Source organism: Rhodococcus sp. SG20037 (genome assembly GCF_031763325.1).
GTDB lineage: Bacteria > Actinomycetota > Actinomycetes > Mycobacteriales > Mycobacteriaceae > Rhodococcus_F > Rhodococcus_F qingshengii.
Genome location: NZ_CP134497.1, coordinates 2,284,915 through 2,303,843, shown reverse-complemented (window position 1 = coordinate 2,303,843; position 18,929 = coordinate 2,284,915). Strand labels below are relative to the sequence as shown.

17 protein-coding genes are annotated in these 18,929 nt (G+C 62.6%); 11 read left to right on the top strand and 6 right to left on the bottom strand.

Annotated features, from left to right (window positions below; genetic code table 11):
• The first annotated feature begins 57 nt into the window (after positions 1–57).
• From uraD to RHP72_RS10625, 6 genes are all read left to right on the top strand, one after another.
• A complete protein-coding gene (gene uraD, locus RHP72_RS10650; protein WP_311094660.1) occupies positions 58–576 on the top strand; it encodes a 2-oxo-4-hydroxy-4-carboxy-5-ureidoimidazoline decarboxylase in 519 nt (172 codons plus the stop codon).
• A complete protein-coding gene (gene uraH / locus RHP72_RS10645) occupies positions 573–902 on the top strand; it encodes a hydroxyisourate hydrolase (protein ID WP_007727227.1) in 330 nt (109 codons plus the stop codon). Before uraD ends, uraH begins: the two co-directional genes overlap by 4 nt.
• Before the next feature lie 64 nt (positions 903–966).
• Positions 967–1,869 (top strand): factor-independent urate hydroxylase, encoded by a 903-nt coding sequence (gene pucL / locus RHP72_RS10640; protein ID WP_311094853.1) that lies wholly within the window; start codon positions 967–969, stop codon positions 1,867–1,869.
• Between the two features lie 53 nt (positions 1,870–1,922).
• Positions 1,923–3,236, top strand: a complete 1,314-nt coding sequence (locus RHP72_RS10635; protein WP_311094852.1) for an 8-oxoguanine deaminase — start codon at positions 1,923–1,925, stop codon at positions 3,234–3,236.
• 7 nt (positions 3,237–3,243) lie between these two features.
• Positions 3,244–4,053 (top strand): FAD binding domain-containing protein, encoded by an 810-nt coding sequence (locus tag RHP72_RS10630; RefSeq protein ID WP_003941021.1) that lies wholly within the window; start codon positions 3,244–3,246, stop codon positions 4,051–4,053.
• Complete coding sequence (locus RHP72_RS10625; RefSeq protein ID WP_311094658.1) at positions 4,050–6,758, top strand: molybdopterin cofactor-binding domain-containing protein; 2,709 nt, start codon at positions 4,050–4,052, stop codon at positions 6,756–6,758. The genes RHP72_RS10630 and RHP72_RS10625 overlap by 4 nt, the downstream gene beginning before the upstream one ends.
• On the opposite strand, the gene lat is transcribed toward RHP72_RS10625, so the two are convergent.
• Positions 6,755–8,083 carry an L-lysine 6-transaminase gene (lat, locus tag RHP72_RS10620; protein WP_047271731.1) on the bottom strand — a complete coding sequence of 443 codons (1,329 nt, stop codon included), beginning with the start codon at positions 8,081–8,083 and terminating at the stop codon, positions 6,755–6,757. The two genes, RHP72_RS10625 and lat, sit on opposite strands and share 4 nt — an antisense overlap.
• Positions 8,084–8,148: 65 nt before the next feature.
• Positions 8,149–8,613 (bottom strand): Lrp/AsnC family transcriptional regulator, encoded by a 465-nt coding sequence (locus RHP72_RS10615; RefSeq protein WP_003940830.1) that lies wholly within the window; start codon positions 8,611–8,613, stop codon positions 8,149–8,151.
• Between the two features lie 30 nt (positions 8,614–8,643).
• Here RHP72_RS10615 and RHP72_RS10610 point away from each other — a divergent pair, with 30 nt between their 5' ends.
• Together RHP72_RS10610 and RHP72_RS10605 are read left to right on the top strand one after the other, a co-directional pair.
• Positions 8,644–9,939, top strand: a complete 1,296-nt coding sequence (locus RHP72_RS10610) for a VOC family protein (protein ID WP_064074932.1) — start codon at positions 8,644–8,646, stop codon at positions 9,937–9,939.
• Positions 9,926–11,431 carry an aldehyde dehydrogenase family protein gene (locus tag RHP72_RS10605; RefSeq protein ID WP_260646254.1) on the top strand — a complete coding sequence of 502 codons (1,506 nt, stop codon included), beginning with the start codon at positions 9,926–9,928 and terminating at the stop codon, positions 11,429–11,431. The genes RHP72_RS10610 and RHP72_RS10605 overlap by 14 nt, the downstream gene beginning before the upstream one ends.
• On the opposite strand, the gene RHP72_RS10600 is transcribed toward RHP72_RS10605, so the two are convergent.
• The 3 genes from RHP72_RS10600 to RHP72_RS10590 are packed head-to-tail and all read right to left on the bottom strand — an operon-like array spanning position 11,382 to position 14,600.
• Positions 11,382–12,167 carry an alpha/beta fold hydrolase gene (locus RHP72_RS10600; RefSeq protein WP_030535042.1) on the bottom strand — a complete coding sequence of 262 codons (786 nt, stop codon included), beginning with the start codon at positions 12,165–12,167 and terminating at the stop codon, positions 11,382–11,384. The genes RHP72_RS10605 and RHP72_RS10600 overlap by 50 nt on opposite strands.
• Complete coding sequence (locus RHP72_RS10595; RefSeq protein WP_311094655.1) at positions 12,164–13,228, bottom strand: 2-oxoglutarate and iron-dependent oxygenase domain-containing protein; 1,065 nt, start codon at positions 13,226–13,228, stop codon at positions 12,164–12,166. The genes RHP72_RS10600 and RHP72_RS10595 overlap by 4 nt, the downstream gene beginning before the upstream one ends.
• The gene (locus RHP72_RS10590) at positions 13,209–14,600 is read right to left on the bottom strand and encodes a uracil-xanthine permease family protein (RefSeq protein ID WP_007727244.1); all 1,392 of its coding nucleotides are present in this window, start codon (positions 14,598–14,600) and stop codon (positions 13,209–13,211) included. The genes RHP72_RS10595 and RHP72_RS10590 overlap by 20 nt, the downstream gene beginning before the upstream one ends.
• Before the next feature lie 134 nt (positions 14,601–14,734).
• Between RHP72_RS10590 and RHP72_RS10585 the strand changes: the two genes are divergently transcribed.
• The 3 genes from RHP72_RS10585 to RHP72_RS10575 are packed head-to-tail and all read left to right on the top strand — an operon-like array spanning position 14,735 to position 17,484.
• Positions 14,735–15,298 carry a helix-turn-helix domain-containing protein gene (locus tag RHP72_RS10585; RefSeq protein WP_007727247.1) on the top strand — a complete coding sequence of 188 codons (564 nt, stop codon included), beginning with the start codon at positions 14,735–14,737 and terminating at the stop codon, positions 15,296–15,298.
• 55 nt (positions 15,299–15,353) lie between these two features.
• Positions 15,354–16,358: an acyl-CoA dehydrogenase family protein gene (locus RHP72_RS10580; RefSeq protein ID WP_081377504.1), complete on the top strand. Its 1,005-nt coding sequence runs from the start codon at positions 15,354–15,356 to the stop codon at positions 16,356–16,358.
• Between the two features lie 34 nt (positions 16,359–16,392).
• Positions 16,393–17,484, top strand: coding sequence for an N-formylglutamate amidohydrolase (locus RHP72_RS10575; protein ID WP_166502036.1), 1,092 nt, complete (start codon positions 16,393–16,395; stop codon positions 17,482–17,484).
• Between the two features lie 38 nt (positions 17,485–17,522).
• Here RHP72_RS10575 and RHP72_RS10570 read toward each other — a convergent pair whose 3' ends face one another.
• The gene (locus RHP72_RS10570) at positions 17,523–18,854 is read right to left on the bottom strand and encodes an anaerobic C4-dicarboxylate transporter family protein (RefSeq protein WP_003940851.1); all 1,332 of its coding nucleotides are present in this window, start codon (positions 18,852–18,854) and stop codon (positions 17,523–17,525) included.
• Positions 18,855–18,929: the final 75 nt, after the last annotated feature.

Below are 18,929 nucleotides of genomic sequence, written 5' to 3'. Positions count from 1 at the left end.
CATCTCCCGTAATTGCTGCGCTACAGATCCGTAACATGCTCAAGTAATCCTGTGGACATGCCTACAACGAATTCCAGTGGTCTCGGAGCCTTCGATGCGCTCGGTGACCACCAGGCAGTCGCGGCGCTGCTCGAGTGTTGCCGTTCCGCCGTGTGGGCACAGGAAATCGCCTCGTCTCGCCCGTTCGCCGATCTGGAAGCTCTGTTCGACAAAGCAGATGCGGTGCTGGCCGAGCTTCCCGAGTCCGAGATCGACGACGCTCTCTCCGGCCACCCACGAATCGGTGAGCGAAGCGAGAGCGCGGCCTCTACCCGTGAACAGTCGGGAGTCTCGTCGGCGACAGAAGACGTACTCGCGGAACTTCGACGGAAGAACGCCGAGTACGAAGAGACATTCGGCCATGTTTACCTGGTCTGCGCGTCGGGGAAATCTGGAACGGAGCTCCTCGACATCCTTCGAGGTCGTCTCCGAAACGACCCGGCGACCGAGCGTTCCTTGCTTCGAACCGAATTGGCCGCCATCAATCGGATCAGACTCGCCCGTCTGATCGATGCACTCGCCGGAGGCACAGCATGAGCAAGACCCTCAGCACGCACGTTCTCGACGCGACGACGGGCAACCCCGCGGCGGGGATTCGCGTCGAACTTCGTGATCGAGACGGCGCCTCCGTCACCACTGCGGAGACCGACTCCGACGGCCGCATCCCCGAACTTGCTCCCGGTGGCCTGACCGCCGGTCACTACACCCTGACTTTCGACACCGGAACGTATTTCGAGACCAACGGACAAGAAAACTTCTACCCGGAAGTGACAGTGACCTTCCGGGTGGACGACACGGCACGGGGCTATCACGTCCCACTGTTGCTGTCTCCCTTTGCTTATTCCACCTATCGCGGGAGCTGAACACGTGACTACCGAAAACATCACGACCGGCAACATCACAACCGGCAGTACGAACACCGAACGGTTGAGCGGATCGATCGAACTATCGGGTCACCAGTACGGCAAAGCGGAAAATCGAGTAGTCCGAATCTATCGAGACACCCCCCGTCACGAAATTCACGACATCAACGTCTCCACCTGCCTGCGTGGAGATTTCGCCGACGCGTACCTCACCGGTGATCAATCGAAGGTTCTGCCGACCGACACGCAGAAACAAACGGCCTACTCCTACGCCAAGGAAAAGGGTCTGATCTCGATCGAGACGTACGGACTCGAACTCGCCCGTCATTTCGTCGACGACATCGAACCGGTCAGTGGCGCGCGGATCGAGATCGAGGAATACGCCTGGGAGCGTGCGATTATCGACGGCAGCGAGCACGACTACACCTGGATTCGGAAGGGTCAGGAAGTTCGGACGGCGTCGATCACCATCGCCGATACCGGGACATGGGTGATCGGCGGCCTGAAGGACCTGGTGATCCTCAAATCGACCGGTAGTGAGTTCTCGGGTTTTCTCGAAGATCCGTACACCGTTCTCGAGCCGACCGACGACCGCGTCATGGCGACGACGTTGGTCGCCCAGTGGCGATTCGTCACCACCGACGTCGACTGGGAATCGGTCTACGCGGGCATCAAGGCACAGATCGTCAAGCAGTTCGCACAGGTACATTCACTTGCCCTGCAGCAGACGCTCTTCCACATCGGCAAGGCAATCCTCGAGGAATTCCCGATCATCGCGGAGGTTCGACTGTCCTCACCCAACAAGCATCATTTCGAATATGCACTCGGCCGCTTCGGAGTGGAGAACGACAACGAGGTGTTCCACGCTGCGGATCGTCCGTACGGCCTGATCCAAGCTGCGGTCAGCCGATCCGACGCACCAGACGCGGGACCGTCGTGGACCACCTACGCCGGTTGGTTGTCGTGACCGAATCAGCTCTCGGGGCAACACTCGTCGTGGCGGGCGCTCATGTGGTCACGATGGACGGCGACCGCTCCGAGTACTCCGACGGCTATGTGGTGATCTCGGGCAACAAGATCGTCGACGTCGGCGCCGGAACGCTACCCGAATACCCGGGTGCGCAAGTGATCGACGGGAGTGGTTGCCTGATCACGCCGGGTCTGGTCAACACACATCATCATCTCTACCAATGGATCACCCGAGGCCTGGCCGCGGACTCGACGCTTTTCGAGTGGCTGACCACCCTGTACCCCGTCTGGGCGGGTATCGACGCCGACGCCGTCCACGTGGCGGCCACCGGCGGCCTCACGTGGTTGGCGAAAACCGGATGTACGACCACCACCGACCACCACTACGTCGTTCCCCGCGACGCCGAGGACGTTTTCGAGGCCGAGATCACCGCGGCTGCGCAGGTCGGCCTTCGATTCCACCCGTGCCGTGGGTCGATGGATCTCGGCCAGAGTTCCGGCGGCCTGCCACCGGATCACGTCGTTGAAAAACTCGATGACATCCTGACCGGCACGCAGTCGGTGATCGACCGTTGGCACGACCCGAATCCCGGATCGATGCTGCAGATCGCGGTAGCTCCCTGCTCACCCTTCTCGGTGACGGAGGCATTGCTCCGCGAGTCCGCGACGCTGGCCCGCGAAAACGGCGTGCGTATGCACACGCATCTGGCCGAGACACTGGACGAGGAGAGCTTCTGCCGCGAGCATTTCGGTTGCACGCCGGTCGAATACATGGAACGAGTCGGCTGGGTGGGCCCGGACGTCTGGTACGCCCACGCAGTCCATCTCGACGACGCCGGTATCGAGACGATGGCGCGAACCGGAACTGCGGCGGCGCACTGCCCGACCTCCAATGCACGCCTGGGAGCCGGTATCGCCCGTGCCGCCGATCTGGTGAACGGCGGGGTCACCGTGGGGCTCGGCGTGGACGGCGCGGCGAGCAATGAAGCTTGCAGCCTGATCGAGGAGTCTCGTCATGCACTTCTGTTTGCCCGCTCCAAGGGCGGACCGCAGACGATGACGGTGCGAAAAGCCTTGGAATTGGGAACCATCGGCGGCGCACGAGTTCTGGGCCGAGAGAGCGAGATCGGATCGATCGAGGTCGGAAAACTTGCCGACCTGGCGGTGTGGAAACTCGACACCGTCGCGCATACCGGCATCACCGATCCAGTGGCGGCGCTCGTACTCGGCTCGACTCCCCCGCTGAAGTTACTGCTCGTCAACGGGCGAATCGTAGTTGCCGACGGACGAGTCACCACCGTCGACGAGGACGTCGTGGCCTCGGATGTCGCACGCGCACACCGCGACCTACTCGGAAAGGCTTGAGGTCGCGATGGACCTGCACAGCGTCGACGAAGTTCTGGTGCCGCGGACCCGCGCCGAACTCCCCTGTGCGTCACCCGGCATCGGGTTCATCGGTGGCGGCACCTGGCTGTACTCGGAACCGCAGCCGCACCTGACCACCCTTGTCGACCTTGCGGGCTTCGACTGGGAAGCTGTGGCGGTCGGCGATCTCGGTCTCGAGATCGCGGCCACCTGCACCATCGAGGAACTGTGCCGCGCCGAACTTCCCGCATCCTGGCGCGCCGCAGCGCTGTTCCAACACTGCGCTGACGCACTGCTCGCATCGTGGAAGGTGTTGCGATACGCGACAGTCGGCGGCAACATCGCGCTCTCCTTCCCGGCCGGAGCGATGACGACTCTGTGCACCGCTCTCGACGCCGAACTGACGATCTGGCGTCCGGACGGTACCGAATACTCGTTCCCCGTAGTCGATTTCGTCATCGACGATTCTCGAAACGTACTCAGGTCCGGTGAGATCATCCGCAGTGTCCGGATTCCCGTGCATGCATTGACTGCACGTACCGCGATGCGAAAGCTGGCTCAGACGTCACTCGGGCGATCGGCCGTAGCCGTGGCCGGACGCTGCGGCGCCGACGGTTTCACGCTGGCGATCACCGCCGCGACCCGCCGTCCGTACGCTCTGAAATTCGACGAACTCCCCGACGCCACAGCACTTGCGGATGCGTTGCGCAGCAGGATTCCGGAAGACGCCTACTTCACCGATGTCCATGGAACTGCGCCGTGGCGGAAGGCGATGACCGAGCTTCTTGCCGAAGAAATCCGAGGTGAACTGGAATGAAGTACTCGGTGGACGGAGTTCCGCGCGACGACCAGCCCCGCCCAGGACAGTGCCTGCGAACTTTCCTCCGCGAGCACGGAGCGAACTCCGTCAAGAAGGGGTGCGATGCCGGAGACTGCGGCGCCTGCTCGGTGCTGGTCGACGGACACCCCACCCATTCGTGCATATTTCCCGCCCATCGCATCGACGGCCGCGACGTCGTCACCGCCTCCGGTCTCGGAACACCGGAGAAACTTCACCCCATTCAACAGGCATTCGTGGACGCGGGCGGATTCCAATGCGGTTTCTGTACAGCGGGAATGGTAGTCACCGCATCAGCGTTGTCGGTCGAGCAAAAATCCGATCTCGCGTGCTCGATGAAAGGTAACCTGTGCCGCTGCACCGGTTATCGGTCCATTCGTGACGCTCTCGCCGGTACATCCAATACGGAGACTGCCAAAATAGGCGGGGCACAAGGGCGTTCGATCGCAGCCCCGGCGTCCGCGCGCATCGTCACGGGAACCGAGCAGTACACCATGGACTTCTCCCCGGGTGAGAAGCCGGTCGACCTGCTTCACGTCGCAGTACTCGGCAGTCCGCACGCACACGCACACATAAGCCGGATAGACACGGCAGCTGCCGAAGCGGCGCCGGGCGTCACCGCGGTCCTCACTTTTCATGACAGTCCGGACGTGCTGTTCTCGACCGCCCGGCACGAGGACCGCAACGACGATCCGGACGACACGCGCGTGTTCGACAGCACCCTCCGTTTCCGCGGCCAGCGCGTAGCCGCGGTCATCGCCGAAACCCCGACGCAGGCGGAACGTGCACTCTCGCTGATCGAAGTCGACTATGAGGTACGCGACGCGGTATTCGAACCAGATCTGGCGCGTTCCCCCGGCGCTCCACTCCTGCACGGCGACAAGGACGAGAGCTCGCGGATCGCCGAGGCCCCCCGCAACGTGGTTGCCGCGCTTCACGATGGCGTCGGCGATCTGGACCGTGCGCTCGCGGATGCGACTGCAGTCGTCGAAGGTACGTGGAAAACTGCGCGAGTCCAGCACGTGGCCTTGGAAACTCACGGCGCAGTGGGGTGGCTCGACGAGGAGGGCCGTCTCGTCATCAGAAGCAGCACACAGGTGCCGTTTCTGGTTCGGGACGAATTGGCCCACATCTTCGATCTCGATCGCAGCCGAATCCGGGTGTTCGCAAAACGGGTAGGCGGGGGTTTCGGCGGGAAGCAGGAATTACTCACCGAGGATCTGGTCGCACTGGCCGTCTTGAAGACCGGCAAGCCCGTAGCCTACGAGTTCAGCCGAAGCGATCAGTTCACCATCGCACCGTCACGGCATCCGATGCGAGTATCGGTGCGTGCGGGAGCCGACGCCGACGGAACTCTCACTGCGCTCGCTATCGACGTGCTTTCCGACGCGGGGGCGTACGGGAACCATTCGATCGGAGTCATGTTCCATGGGTGCGCCGAATCCATGGCGGTCTATCGCGCTGCGACCAAACGCGTCGACGCCGAAGCGGTCTACACGAACAATGTTCCCTCCGGGGCCTTTCGTGGTTACGGGCTCGGTCAGATCATCTTCGCCGTCGAGTCGGCCATGGATCAGCTCGCGGATCGTCTCGGCATGGACCCCTTCGAGTTTCGGCGGCGCAACGTCGTCGTTCCCGGAGACGATTTTGTCGACTGGCACGTCGAGGACGGTGATCTCGAGTTCGGCAGCTACGGGCTGGACCAGTGCATCGACCTCGTCGACAGTGCACTGTCAAGCGGACGCGGAGAGGCTGCACCGACTGGGTCGCGTTGGCGGATCGGTCGGGGCATGGCAATTGCCATGATCGCGACGATCCCGCCGCGTGGTCACTTCTCCGACACCACCGTCGCGCTCGAGGCCGACGGTCGGTACGTCGTGAACATCGGCACCGCTGAGTTCGGCAACGGAACCACTACGATTCACCAACAGATCGCGGCCACCGAATTGCGGACGACAGTCGATCGCATCACGATTGTTCAATCCGACACCGATGCCGGCGGATACGACACCGGAGCGTTCGGGTCGACGGGAACGGTGGTCGCCGGAAAGGCGCTCCTGATCGCCTGCGAGCGCCTTCGCGAGCGGATACTGACCCGTGCGGTGCGATCGAGCGGTCGCGGCGCGCAGATCGACGACCTTTCGCCGGACGGTGTCGAAACATCCCACGGTTGCCTCGATTTCGCGACGCTACTCGAAGGTGGCCCGCTCGCCGCTGACGGTCGCCACGACGGTACACCGCGCTCGGTCTCGTTCAACGTTCACGGTTTTCGCGTTGCCGTCGACACGAACACCGGCCGGGTGAAGATCCTGCAGTCGGTTCAGGCCGCCGATGCCGGCACCGTCATGAACCCGGCACAACTGCGAGGGCAGGTGGAAGGCGGTGTGGGACAAGCGCTCGGCGCTGCGCTGTCGGAGGAGATCGTCATCGAAGAAGGTCGGGTGATCAATCCGCAGTTGCGCAATTATCACGTTCCCCAGATCGGGGATCTGCCGATCACCGAAGTACTGTTTGCCGACACGTACGACAAGCTCGGGCCTTTCGGCGCGAAATCGATGAGTGAGGCCCCCTTCAATCCTGTAGCACCGGCGTTGGCAAACGCGATTGCCAACGCGTGTGGAGTGCGTATGTACTCCACACCGATGACACCGGATCGAGTGTGGGAACAGCTACAGAGGCCCTAGGTCTCGCGTGCGAGCACGCGCTCGACCGCGTCGACCGCGTCGTCCAGCTCACTGGTGGTCACCGTCAGCGCGGGCCGGAATCTGATTCCCCTCTTCCCGGTGGGCAGTATCATCACGTGCTCGTCTTCACGCAGTCGCTGTACGACGCGATCGCGAAGGTCACTGTCTTCCAGAGTGATCGCGCACATGAGGCCACGACCTCGCGGCTCGGTTGCCGCCGCGTACCGCCCGCAGACTTCGGTCAACCGGGCAAGGAGATGCGCACCCGTGAATCGCACGCGGTCGATCAGTCGGTCCTGCTCGACGACTTCGAGTATCCGCCGGGCACGAACCATGTCGGTGAGGTTGCCACCCCACGTCGAATTGATCCGAGAACTGACGTGAAACACGTTGTCATGCACTTCATCCACGCGCCCGCCGGCCATGATTCCGCACACCTGCGTTTTCTTGCCGAACGCCACCACATCCGGACTCAGACCCAATTGTTGGTAGGCCCAGGCAGTTCCGGTGATTCCGCAACCGGTCTGTACTTCGTCGAGAATGAAGAGGGCGTCGTTTTCGTGGCACAACTCCTGCATCGCCTGCAGAAATTCCGGCCTGAGGTGATGGTCGCCGCCCTCGCCCTGGATCGGCTCGGCGATGAAACAGGCAATGTCGTCGGGGTTGTCGGCAAAAGCTCGGCGCGCTTGATCGAGAGCTTGCCTCTCCGCAGCTTCGACATCGCGGCCGTCTGCCAGGTACGGCGAGTCGATACGTGGCCAGTCGAACTTGGGGAATCGCGCGACCTTGCCCGGTTCGGTGTTGGTGAGCGACATCGTGTAGCCACTGCGGCCGTGAAAAGCCTCGGTCAGGTGCAGGACCTTTGTCCCCAGATCTGCTGACAACCCGCGGCTTTCGTTCCACCGACTCTTCCAGTCGAAGGCAACCTTGAGTGCATTTTCCACCGCCAGGGCTCCGCCGTCGACGAAGAACAAGTGTGGGAGTGCCGAATCCCCCAGTACCCGAGCGAAAGCCGCAACGAAGCGCGCCATGGGTTCGGTGTAGATGTCGGAGTTACTCGGCTTGTTGGAGGCCACGACAGCCAACTCCTGTTGAAACTCCTCGTCGCCTGCGATCGCAGGGTGATTCATACCCAGGGCCGAAGAGCCGAAGAAACCGAACATGTCCAGATACTCGGTTCCGTCTCGCAGGTCACGGAGATAGGAACCCCGCGACCCTTCGACGTCGAGAATCAGATCGAATCCGTCGACGAGGATGCTGGCCTTCAACACGTCGTAGACCGGAAAGAGCGCACTGTCACCGAAGTCTCGCATCGCAGTACTCATACGCGAAGGCTATGTCAATTTTCCGGGAGTGTCGATAGAGGACCGTAAAAGTTATTGAACAAGCGTCATTCGTCGTAAAAAGTTTGTAGGATGATGGTGCTTCGTGTGTTGACGTTGGCTGCCGTACGGATCTCCTGCAGCAATCGCTCCAACGCCCGAGGTGACGCCACCCGGACCAGGAGGACGTAGCTTTCGCTCCCGGCTACCGAGTGACACGAGACGACCGCCGGCAGATGACGCAAGCGGGCAGGCGCATCGTCGGGCTGCGAGGGATCGAGAGGAGTGATGGCGACAAATGCGGACAGATTGTGACCGAGTGCCTCCGGATCGATCTTCGCGGAGTACCCACGGATCACCTTGCGAGATTCCAAACGACGCACTCGCGATTGGACTGCGGAGATCGAGAGTCCAGCCTTCTCAGCAAGACTCGCGAGAGTGGCACGGCCGTCCAAGACCAATTCACGCATCAAAAGTCGATCGGTTTCGTCGACCGGAACACCGGCAACGTCACTGGTTTCTGTTTCTCGCACCTGCGCAGGCTAACGCAATCGGACATTCGTATGGTTGAAACCTGGGAGCTACGTGCACGGTTCGCAGCGGCCCTCGCCAAGATGTATGGCGACGAGGTCCCCGCTTACAACACCTTGGTAGATGTAACGATGCAGGTGAACCGTGATTTTGCCGCCGAACATCCGGATTCTGCGGAGCGCCTGGGCAGCCTGGCGAGAGTCAGCGCCGAGCGTCACGGCGCCATCAGACTGGGGACTCTCGACGAACTACGTGACGTAGCCACCGTCTTCGGCGGATTCGGTATGTTTCCGGTCGGCTATTACGACCTCCGGCTCACCGACTCCCCCATTCCCGTTGTCTCGACGGCATTTCGCCCCACCGATCCCGCCGAACTCGCCCGGAACCCGTTCCGCGTTTTCACCTCGGTGCTGACCAGTTCCGATTCCAGGTTCTTCGACACCGACCTCGAGCGTCGGATCACCGGGTTTCTGCGTCGCCGGACCCTGTTCTCTCCCGAACTTCTGCAGTGGGCACGTCAATCGAGTCGCGAGGGCGGCCTGACGGAGCCCGAGGCGACACAGTTCGTCGATGCAGCGACCTCGGCGTTTCGGCTCGGCACCGATCCCATCGACGCGGGCTGGTACCGCGAACTCGCCGCAATCTCGCCTGTCGCTGCAGACATTGCGGGGCAGGGCTCGACCCACGTCAATCACCTCACCCCGCGAGTGCTCGACATCGACGAGTTGTACCGCCGCATGACCGAGCGCGGTATCACCATGATCGACCGCATCCAAGGCCCGCCGAGATGGAGCGGACCACCGCTACTTCTGCGGCAGACGTCGTTTCGTGCATTGGCCGAAGACAGACTCTTCCGTCAGCACGACGGATCGGTCACCACTGAGCCCGTCCGCGTCAGATTCGGCGAGGTGGAGGCACGCGGAATCGCGTTGACCCGCAGCGGGCGAGCGATCTACGACCGACTGATCGCCACGCCCGAGGACGCCGATTGGGACAGCGAATTTCCGCACTCCGAAAGCGAACTCGATGCCGCGGGGTTGGCGTACTTCACGTACCGAAACGAAGGAACTGTTGTCGTCCGCGACCCGATCGTCTACGAGGACTTCCTACCTGCCTCCGCGGCCGGGATCTTCGCATCCAATCTCGATTCCGTGACCGGATTCGTTTCCGATGCGCCCGGCGCCGAATACGGGCAGGATCGATTGGAGGGCGCCATCGACCGCACCATCGAAGATCCGTTCGAGCTGTACCGCGCACAACAAGAGGCGTCACGTGCCGTGCTGCCTCCCGCCCACAACAACAGAGGACTCCCCAGTGAACCTGCCTGATTCTTCGAGCCTCGCCGATCGCGCCGAAAGCGCCCTTGCCGCGTGCGGTGTCGAGTGGCCCGCCGGCGACCTGAGCGCACGAACCCCCATCACCGGTACGCAACTGCGTACCGTTCGGCAGCACTCCGGCCGAGAGGTCGACGACGCCGTCGACGCGGCGCATCGCGCGTTCCTCACCTGGCGCACCGTCCCCGCTCCGGCGCGCGGCGCGGTCGTGCGCCGGCTGGGCAGCCTACTGACCGAGCACAAGGAGGACCTCGCGGAGATCGTGACCCTCGAAGCAGGCAAGGTCACCTCGGAGGCTCTCGGCGAGGTACAGGAGATGATCGACATCTGCGAGTTCGCCGTCGGTCTCTCCCGGCAGCTCTACGGACGCACCATGCCGTCCGAGCGTCCCGGACACCGGTTGACGGAAACGTGGCACCCTCTCGGCGTTGTCGGGGTCATCTCCGCGTTCAACTTTCCCGTCGCGGTGTGGTCGTGGAATACCGCCATCGCTCTCGTGTGCGGTGACGCCGTCGTCTGGAAGCCTTCGGAGACCACGCCGCTGACTGCGCTGGCATGTGACGCCCTCCTCCGACGCGCCCTCGCCGACTGTGATGCACCGATCGACGTGCACCAGTTGATCATCGGCGGACGCGATGTCGGTGAGGCCTTGGTGGTCAACCCACTGGTGGCCTTGGTCAGCGCCACCGGTTCCGTGCGAATGGGCCGCGCGGTGGCTCCGCGGGTCGCCGAACGCTTCGGGCGAAGCCTCCTCGAGTTGGGTGGCAACAACGCCGCAGTCGTCACACCGTCGGCAGATCTCGAGCTTGCCGTACGCGGAATCGTGTTCTCCGCCGCCGGAACTGCGGGGCAGCGGTGCACCTCACTTCGTCGGCTCATCGTGCACGAGTCGATCGCCGATCACGTCGTCGAGCGCGTTGCGGCCGCGTACGCACAGCTCGAGGTCGGCAGTCCCTTCGATTCCGGTGTTCTGGTCGGGCCGCTGATCAACGAAGCCGCGTTCGAGACGATGCAGAAATCGCTCTCGGCCGCACGCGCGGACGGCGGAACTGTGGTGTGTGGCGGGGACCGCGTCGGCGATTCCGGGTTCTACGTGACACCTGCCCTCGTTCGTATGCCCGCACAGACCGAGGTGGTGCGGGCGGAGACTTTTGCACCCATCCTCTACGTCTTGACCTACACCGACTTCGACGACGCCATTGCGCTGCACAACGGCGTGCCTCAAGGACTTTCGTCCTCGATCTTCACACTCGATCAGCGAGAAGCAGAGCGCTTCCTCGCCGCCGACGGCTCCGATTGCGGCATCGCGAACGTGAACATCGGAACGTCCGGTGCGGAGATCGGCGGCGCATTCGGCGGGGAGAAGGAGACTGGCGGCGGACGCGAGTCGGGTTCGGATTCGTGGAAGGCATACATGCGCCGAGCCACCAATACCGTCAATTACTCGGACCAGCTTCCGCTGGCTCAAGGGGTCGAGTTCGGCTGAACACCTGCCGGGCGAAATCGGTGATCGCGTCGATCAACTCCGGGAGCGCCGACAACTGCGGTGCATGGTCGGTGCCCAGGCTGACCACCTGGGCACCGGGGACAAGTCTCTGCATGGCGCGTTGAGCCTCGATTGGCACGGTTCGATCCAGCGTGCATTCGACATACAACCTCGGCACGGTTCCGAATCGCTCTTCCGTCCAGACCGGTGCCATCAGGCGGGCTGACTCCAGTTGTGGAACGAGCATGCGCGCGGCGAAGATCGCATCAGCCACCGGCGCTTCGTGGAAGAACACAGCGGCACCGGCTTCGGGCGGTACCACCGTCGCATCCCCGTCGTCGGCGGGGACCAACCAACGTGAGATCCCGACCGGACTTTCCAGACCGAGTTCGATGCAGAGCATCCCGAAGTCCGTCTGCGATGGAAGCATCATCCCTGCGACGTACACAAGACCCGTTACCCGCGAAGGCAGCAACTCAGCCACCTGTGAGGCCACGATGCCACCGCCGGAGTGACCGACGAGGGCGCACTGCCCGTCCAAGGACTCGACAACTGCCACAACATGTTCGGCAACGACATCGAGATCGATCACGTCGTCTGAGTTCCAACTTCCCGAGCCGGGAAGCTCCACCACAACAGGATTGAAGCCGGCCGATTTCAGTGGGCCACACACACGATCCCAGACCCAACCGCCGGCCCATGCTCCGTGGATCAGGACGATGTTCCGTGCACTCACTGCTTGACCTCGAGCTCTGCAGCCGAAAGTACCCGAGCCGCCTCACGACCTGCGGCGGCGTTGGACTTCCCCTGCCTCGACCCGGCCAATTTGGCCTTGATGTGATCGCGAACGGTAATGGGTTCGTACTCCAAGCCGGAGTCGTCCTGAAAACTCGGCAAGGTCGCAATCACCGCGTCGACGTTTCCGTCATGGAAGAAGGCCGCCGATCGCCGGCGCTTGATGGTGCCGTTCACCACCGGAGGCGCAACTCGGTGCGGCGTGGACATCCACCTGTCGTTGGTCAGTCGCGCGGTGAGATCCCCGAGGTTGACCAGTAGCGCGCCGTCGTGCGGCCAGACATCGTGCCAGCGTCGGTCGGTCCCGAGCACTTGCAAACCTTCGACCTGATCCGCCCACAGCACGGTGACCAGCCCGAAATCGGTATGTTCGCCCATCCCCTTCAACTCACCGTCCAACGTCACCGTCCCTTCGGGTAACGCGTAGTTGTTCATCCGCAGTACGTCGATGGAGTGGTCGGTGATCGACTCGAAGAATCCTGGGGTCAGCCCGAGCGCGTCTTCGAAAATGGTGGTCAGTGTGCGTGCCACCCGCTCGCCATGGGCGTAGTAATTCTCCACCCGCTCCGTGAAACCAGACACTGCGGGCCACAGGTTGATTCCGTAATCGTCCTCCGACAGTTCGAGTTCGGTGAATGATCGGGCTTCGGTTCCGACGTTGAAGGCCTCGAAAAAGTCGTTCATTCTGGTCGCGGATTCGACGCCGAGGCTCAGGCTCAGCGACTCACTCTTGGGCGGGCTGTACCCACGATTCGCGCCCTCGATTCGGTAGCCCGACTTCGTCTCCATCGGCAGCCCGAAGAAGTCGTCCATCGCTTCGGCGAGGCCGGAAGAAACAGCGGCCGGAACACCGTGGCCCCGAATCTGCATGAAACCTACAGTCCGACAAGCATGGTCGACTTCGGCAGCCACTCGCGCCTTGTCCTGGTCGGCACCACCGAGCACGTAAGGCGAGATGTCGACGACGGGCACTTCGAAGGGATCAGACTGGGACTGTGACACTGGCGTCTCCTGCAGAGCTGGTGGCGGGTTCAGATTTTGCAGTGGCATGGAGGCTCTCTCGCGATCGCCTCGCGAGTTCACCGAGTCGGGTGTGATTGAACAGCAGATTGAGCGAAAAGGCCGAGGCCGCAGCCAAGGTGATGCCGCTACCGAGGAGGATCTGAGCCGAGGAGGGGAATCGCTCGAACATCCCCTCCGCAAATTCCGGAAGAATACCGATCCCCACCGATACAGCGGCGATCGTGGTGTTGATCGGGTCGCTGAGATCGACCTTGCGCAGCGTGTTGATTCCGACCACGGCGACAGTGGAGAACAAGATGATTCCGACACCGCCGACCACCGGATCAGGCAGGGCTGCAACCACTTCACCCATTCGCGGGATGAGGCCGAGGACGATCAGAATGGCACCGCTGGTAGCGGTCACGTACCGGCTGTACACCCGGGTCGTGGCAACGGCGCCGACATTCTGCGAGAAAACGGTGTCGACAAAGGCATTGAAGATTCCGCCCAGAACTCCCGACATCCCGTCGGCCACCAGCCCTCGTGCGAGATCTGCTTTCTTCAAAGGCTTTCCGGTGATCTCGCTGACCGCCAGCATGCTCGCCGTCGACTCTGCGAAGACGACTGCCATGACGATACTCATCGCCACCACGGCGGTGACGGGAAACTCCGGAGCGCCGAAGTGGAACGGCATCGGGAAGCCCACCCAGGCCGAGCCGCCGACGCCACTCAGATCGATCAGGCCCATCGGGATGGCGATCACGGTGCCGATCACCAGCGCCATCAGTACACCGAGCTGCGTCCACATCCCGCGGCCGAGGCAGATGAAGGCCACCGCGACCACAACGACTGCGGCAGCCAGCGCCAGATTCTTCGGGTCGGCGAACGACGGGGAGGTGGGGTCGTTTCCGACGATCAGTCCTCCTGCGACACCGATCAACGAGATGCCGATCACTGTGAGGACGACGCCGGTAACCAGGGGTGGGAAGTATCGGACGATCTTGGCGAACGGCACGGCCAACGCAATGCCGACTACGCCACCGACCAGCATGGACCCGTACACCGCCTGCAGGCCGTACTCCTTGGCGATCAGAATCATCGGCGTCAGCCCGGCGAAGGTCGCCCCGCAGACGATCGGCAGCCGGACACCGGCGACCTTCCCGACGCCCAGGCTCTGAATGATCGTGATGATGCCTGCAACGAGCAAGTCCGCGCTGATCAGCATCGCGACTGTGCTGCGGTCCAGCCCTACGGCGGCACCGAAAACCAGCGGAACCGTGATGCAGCCGGTGTACATGATGAGGACGTGCTGAAGAGCAAAAGCAGACTGGCGGGCAAATGGGAGCCGCTGGTCGACAGGATGGATGGCCATGCGCCGATCTCCGTCCGAAGCTGGAAGTGTTTCGTGTACGGGACTATTCAGCACGTCGATAATTTCTTACCGTGGTCGAATTTGTTTCGTCTGTGTAATCAAAACTTTCACCAGAGCACTGCTATCTTCGGCACATGGACGACGACCAGAAGGCGATAGCGACCGCAATCGGGGCTGCCGTGCGGACGGCGCGAAAAGAAGCCGGACTGACGTTGCGCGAGGTTGCCGTGAAGTCGGGCTTGTCCCAGCCCTTCCTGAGCCAGACCGAAAACGGCCACGCAGTACCCAGTGTCATGAACCTTCATCGCCTCGCGCAATCGCTCGGCACCACGGCGCACGCACTCTTGGCACAGGGTGAGCGAACTCCGTCCAGCCTCGTCCGCGCCGGCGAGGGGCGAACCTTCGAACTGGCACACGATTCGGTGATTCGATTCTGCTCCACCGGCTCACGGACCATGGAACCCAACGAGATCACGGCAGCACCTCATTCCGAGGCAGGTGAGCACACCGAGCACGCCGGCGAAGAGTTCATTCATGTTCTCGAAGGATCTGTCGAGGTCGAGGTGGGACTGGACGAGCATCACGTTCTTCACGTAGGCGACACCCTCCTCTACACCTCGACCATCCCGCACCGGTGGTTCAATCGCACCGATGCGGTCGCGAGGTTCCTCATCGTGAGTTCGCCGCCCTCGTTCTAGATGCGCGGCTGTAGTTCCACACCACAACCCCCGGCTCACGGCTTACCCTGACAGCGTGACCATGTGGCCGGAACTTGCGCGCGAAATCGCCGATACCGTTCTGTTTCCCGTCGCCGACAGCGTCGACGCCGACGGAGAAATCCCCAGCAGCCATTTCGACGCGCTCGCCGCCGACGGCTTCTACGGCATCGCCGCCCTCGGTGAGGGTGGCCCCAGCAGCGAAGAACTGGTCGAGGTCCTCGAAACCTTGTGCGGCGGTTGCCTCGCGACGACGTTCACCTGGATGCAGCATCACGGCGTCGTCGGAGCCCTGGCGGCGAGTCCCAATGCACCTCTGCGCGAACAATACTGGGACGGTCTGGTTTCCGGCACGATTCGCGGTGGGGTTGCCTATGCCGGCGCCATCCCCCGCCCACCGCTCCTGTGGGCGAAGCGGGTGAACGACGGCTACGTCCTCGACGGGATCGCCCCCTTCGTCACCGGTTGGGGCATCGTCGATGTTCTCTTGGTGTCGGCGCGCGACGAGTTCGACAATTCCATCGTTCATTCCGTCGTACCGGTGGGCGAGGCTCCGGGTCTGACGATCGAGGAGCTTCCACTGATCGCGGCGCGCGGGAGCAACACCGTCCGAATCGTGTTCGACGCTTTCGAAATTCCCGATACCGACGTCTGTGCTGTCGTCAGCGACGAACAATTCCAGAGCACCCAGCTCCCCGGCTTGTGGCTCAACGGCGCGATGGCCATGGGCATCACCCGCCGCGCTGTCACCGAACTTGCGGATCTGGGAGTCGACACCGACGCGTTCGAGGAACAAGCCACCCGGGCGCGCGCCGATCTCGATGCAGCACTGCGCGACGGCGGCGACATGTCGGCCGCCCGCGCCCGAGCGTCGGAACTTGCGATACGCGCGTCGGCCGCACTCGTGACTGCGACCGGAAGCCGCGCTCTGGTCGGCAGCAACACCCCCGAGCGGCTCATGCGTGAAGCCACCTTCACTCTTGTCGCGGCTGGTCGCCCGGAGATCAAAACAGCTCTCGTGGAACGACTCAGCGGATACTGAGTACGCACGGTTGTACTCGATTACGCTGGGGCTCATGACCAGTGGAGAACCAGTACTCATCCCGGCCGGAACCGTGTTCACGCCGGAGGACCTGACGTTCTATGCCGATCGCGACTCCCGCAGTCTCGACGACGCCATCGCCGACGCCGACCTTCTTGTCAGTTGCCCACACTCGGGTTCCGCGATTCCAGCAGAACTCTCACGTTTTCTCGCACCCGAGTTCACACAGCGGCTGCAGTTCGACTTCACCGACATGTCCACCAGTCCCATCGTGCGCCGTTGGGCCGAAATCGATTCGCGCATCGTGTACGTGGAGAATCCGCACCCTCGCATGATTCGCGATCCCAACCGTGCGAAGCCCGAAAACCTGGAAGCGTCACTGCGCGAAGCATTCGCCCGCGTCCACGAGGCCGGTGCCGGCAACAAAGCGGACCTCACCGGCGTCGACGCAGTTCGCCCTGTCACCTTCTCGTTCTACCCCCTGCTGCTCGAGCCGACCGACGACGCGGGTTGGAAGGACCTCGCCGAGACCTTCACCGAGACAGCTGAACACGGTTTGGGCGTCTACGAGAGAACTCGCGACGCACTGATCGAAGCCATGGTGGCGAAGAGCTTCGAACTCGGTCGATCGTTCACGACCTTGTCGTTCCACGACACGATGAACCACACCACCCGGCAGGACGGCGCCGTCAATGTCGAACGGCCGGAAGCAGATCGGCTCCCCGACGTCGTCTCACTCTCCAATCGTGGCGATCACGACGGTAATCGACGCGGCGACAATCCCGTGACGATGGATCCGGAGCTCATTCGCACACTGGCGGTCTCACATCGCAAGGGATTTCAGGTCGACGATCCGGATGCCGTCGCTCTCAATCAGCCGTACCTCGGCAGTTTCGAAATCATTCGAGCCGGAGCCAGATTCGCCGAATTGAGCGCCCGCGCCGCCGAAGCCGGGATCACGTTGAGCGCGGTTCAGGCCGAATTCAAACGAGAATTCCTACTGGGAGACGAACTGGCCGCCTACATCATGGAACCCGGCGTCGACTGGCCTACACCCGACGCCGAACGGGTGGACCAGCTCGCCCACGCGTGCAAGGCGAGCTGGGACCACTACCGCAACAGCTGACTCAGCGCTGTCACTCAGGGCTGACTCAGCCGCAATACTCAACCGAGCACCACTCCGAACAACGCGCCGGCCGCAATCGTCGTGACGGCCAAGATGATGGTCGGCAGGAAGAACGAGTGGTCGACGAGCTTGGAACCGAGCTTCGTGCTGCCCGAGAGGTCGAAGTTCGCAGCCGCGATCTGCGAACCGTTTGTCGGCAACAGATAGACGCCGGCAAACGCTCCGGCCCACATTCCGCTCACCAGACCGGGTGCAATCCCGGCAGCGAGACCGATCGGCACGATGGTCCTCGTAGCGGTCGACTGACTGGTCGTCAGTACACAGACCAGGAAGACACCGAGCGCGAAGATCCACGGCGCGGCGTTGACCCAGTCGCCGACGGTGCTCGTGATCAGCTCGGAATGGGCGCTGATGAACGTGTCCGTCAGCCATGCCAGACCGAACAGCGCGATGGCCGAGACCATACCGGCACGGAACACCGTCGACGACGGCACGTCGGCGACATTCGGGCGGCACACCAGCAGGATCAACGTACCCACGACGAACATCAGCATTTCGATGATCGGTGTCATCCCCATCGGAGTACCGTCGGCAGCTTCGGGACGAATCCCCTTGAACAGGCCGAAGATCACGATAGCCAGGACGCCGGCGAGGAAGATCAGTGCCGCGTTTCGTCCGGTCTTCGTCGAGACGAGTTCGGTCTTGGAGGCTGCACCAGGTCCGGCCAATTCGCCCGACTTCATCTTCGCCTGTATCTCCGGGTCGTCGTCGAGATCTTTGCCGAGTCGGTTGACCGCGATGGAGGAAAGGACGATGCCGACAACAGCAGCCGGGAAGGTGATCTTGATGATGTCGATGAGTTCGAAATCGTAAGGCGGCACGTCGGTCAGCGTGACCATTGCCGCCATTGCCGCGGACACCGGACTACACGCCAGCGCCACACCGGTCGAGACAACTGACAGCGACAGCGGTCGTGACGGCCGCACACCGTTCTTGTACGAGACGTCGTAGATGACGGGGAGCAGTGGGTAGAGGATGTTGGACGTGCCGGCACCGACCGAGAACAGGAATGACACCAACGGCGCGATCAGCGTGATCTGTTTCGGGCGAGATTCGATCAACTTGGCCGCGATGGTGACCATCCAGTCGATACCACCGGCCGCCTGCATCATCGACGACGCGAGGACGACGGACAGGACGATGAGGAGAGCGTCGACCGGCGGACTGCCGACGTCCTCTCCGAAGACGAACACGAGGACGGCAACACCTGCGCCGCCCCACAGACCGAGAGCGACACCGCTCGATCTGGTACCCATGACAATCGCCCCGAGCACTACCGCCAGCTCGAGGACAATCTTGACTGCTTCCATCAGGCACTCGCCTTCTCGATAACAAGAGAATCGCTATAACAGGGCAAATAGTATGCTCTGCGCTTCGGCTGCAGG

Coding starts and splice junctions, on each gene's coding strand:
- uraD (WP_311094660.1), top strand. CDS start 58: ATGCCTACAACGAATTCCAGTGGTCTCGGAGCCTTCGATGCGCTCGGT.
- uraH (WP_007727227.1), top strand. CDS start 573: ATGAGCAAGACCCTCAGCACGCACGTTCTCGACGCGACGACGGGCAAC.
- RHP72_RS10635 (WP_311094852.1), top strand. CDS start 1,923: ATGGACGGCGACCGCTCCGAGTACTCCGACGGCTATGTGGTGATCTCG.
- RHP72_RS10630 (WP_003941021.1), top strand. CDS start 3,244: ATGGACCTGCACAGCGTCGACGAAGTTCTGGTGCCGCGGACCCGCGCC.
- RHP72_RS10625 (WP_311094658.1), top strand. CDS start 4,050: ATGAAGTACTCGGTGGACGGAGTTCCGCGCGACGACCAGCCCCGCCCA.
- lat (WP_047271731.1), bottom strand. CDS start 8,083: ATGAGTACTGCGATGCGAGACTTCGGTGACAGTGCGCTCTTTCCGGTC.
- RHP72_RS10610 (WP_064074932.1), top strand. CDS start 8,644: ATGGTTGAAACCTGGGAGCTACGTGCACGGTTCGCAGCGGCCCTCGCC.
- RHP72_RS10590 (WP_007727244.1), bottom strand. CDS start 14,600: ATGGCCATCCATCCTGTCGACCAGCGGCTCCCATTTGCCCGCCAGTCT.
- RHP72_RS10585 (WP_007727247.1), top strand. CDS start 14,735: ATGGACGACGACCAGAAGGCGATAGCGACCGCAATCGGGGCTGCCGTG.
- RHP72_RS10575 (WP_166502036.1), top strand. CDS start 16,393: ATGACCAGTGGAGAACCAGTACTCATCCCGGCCGGAACCGTGTTCACG.
- RHP72_RS10570 (WP_003940851.1), bottom strand. CDS start 18,854: ATGGAAGCAGTCAAGATTGTCCTCGAGCTGGCGGTAGTGCTCGGGGCG.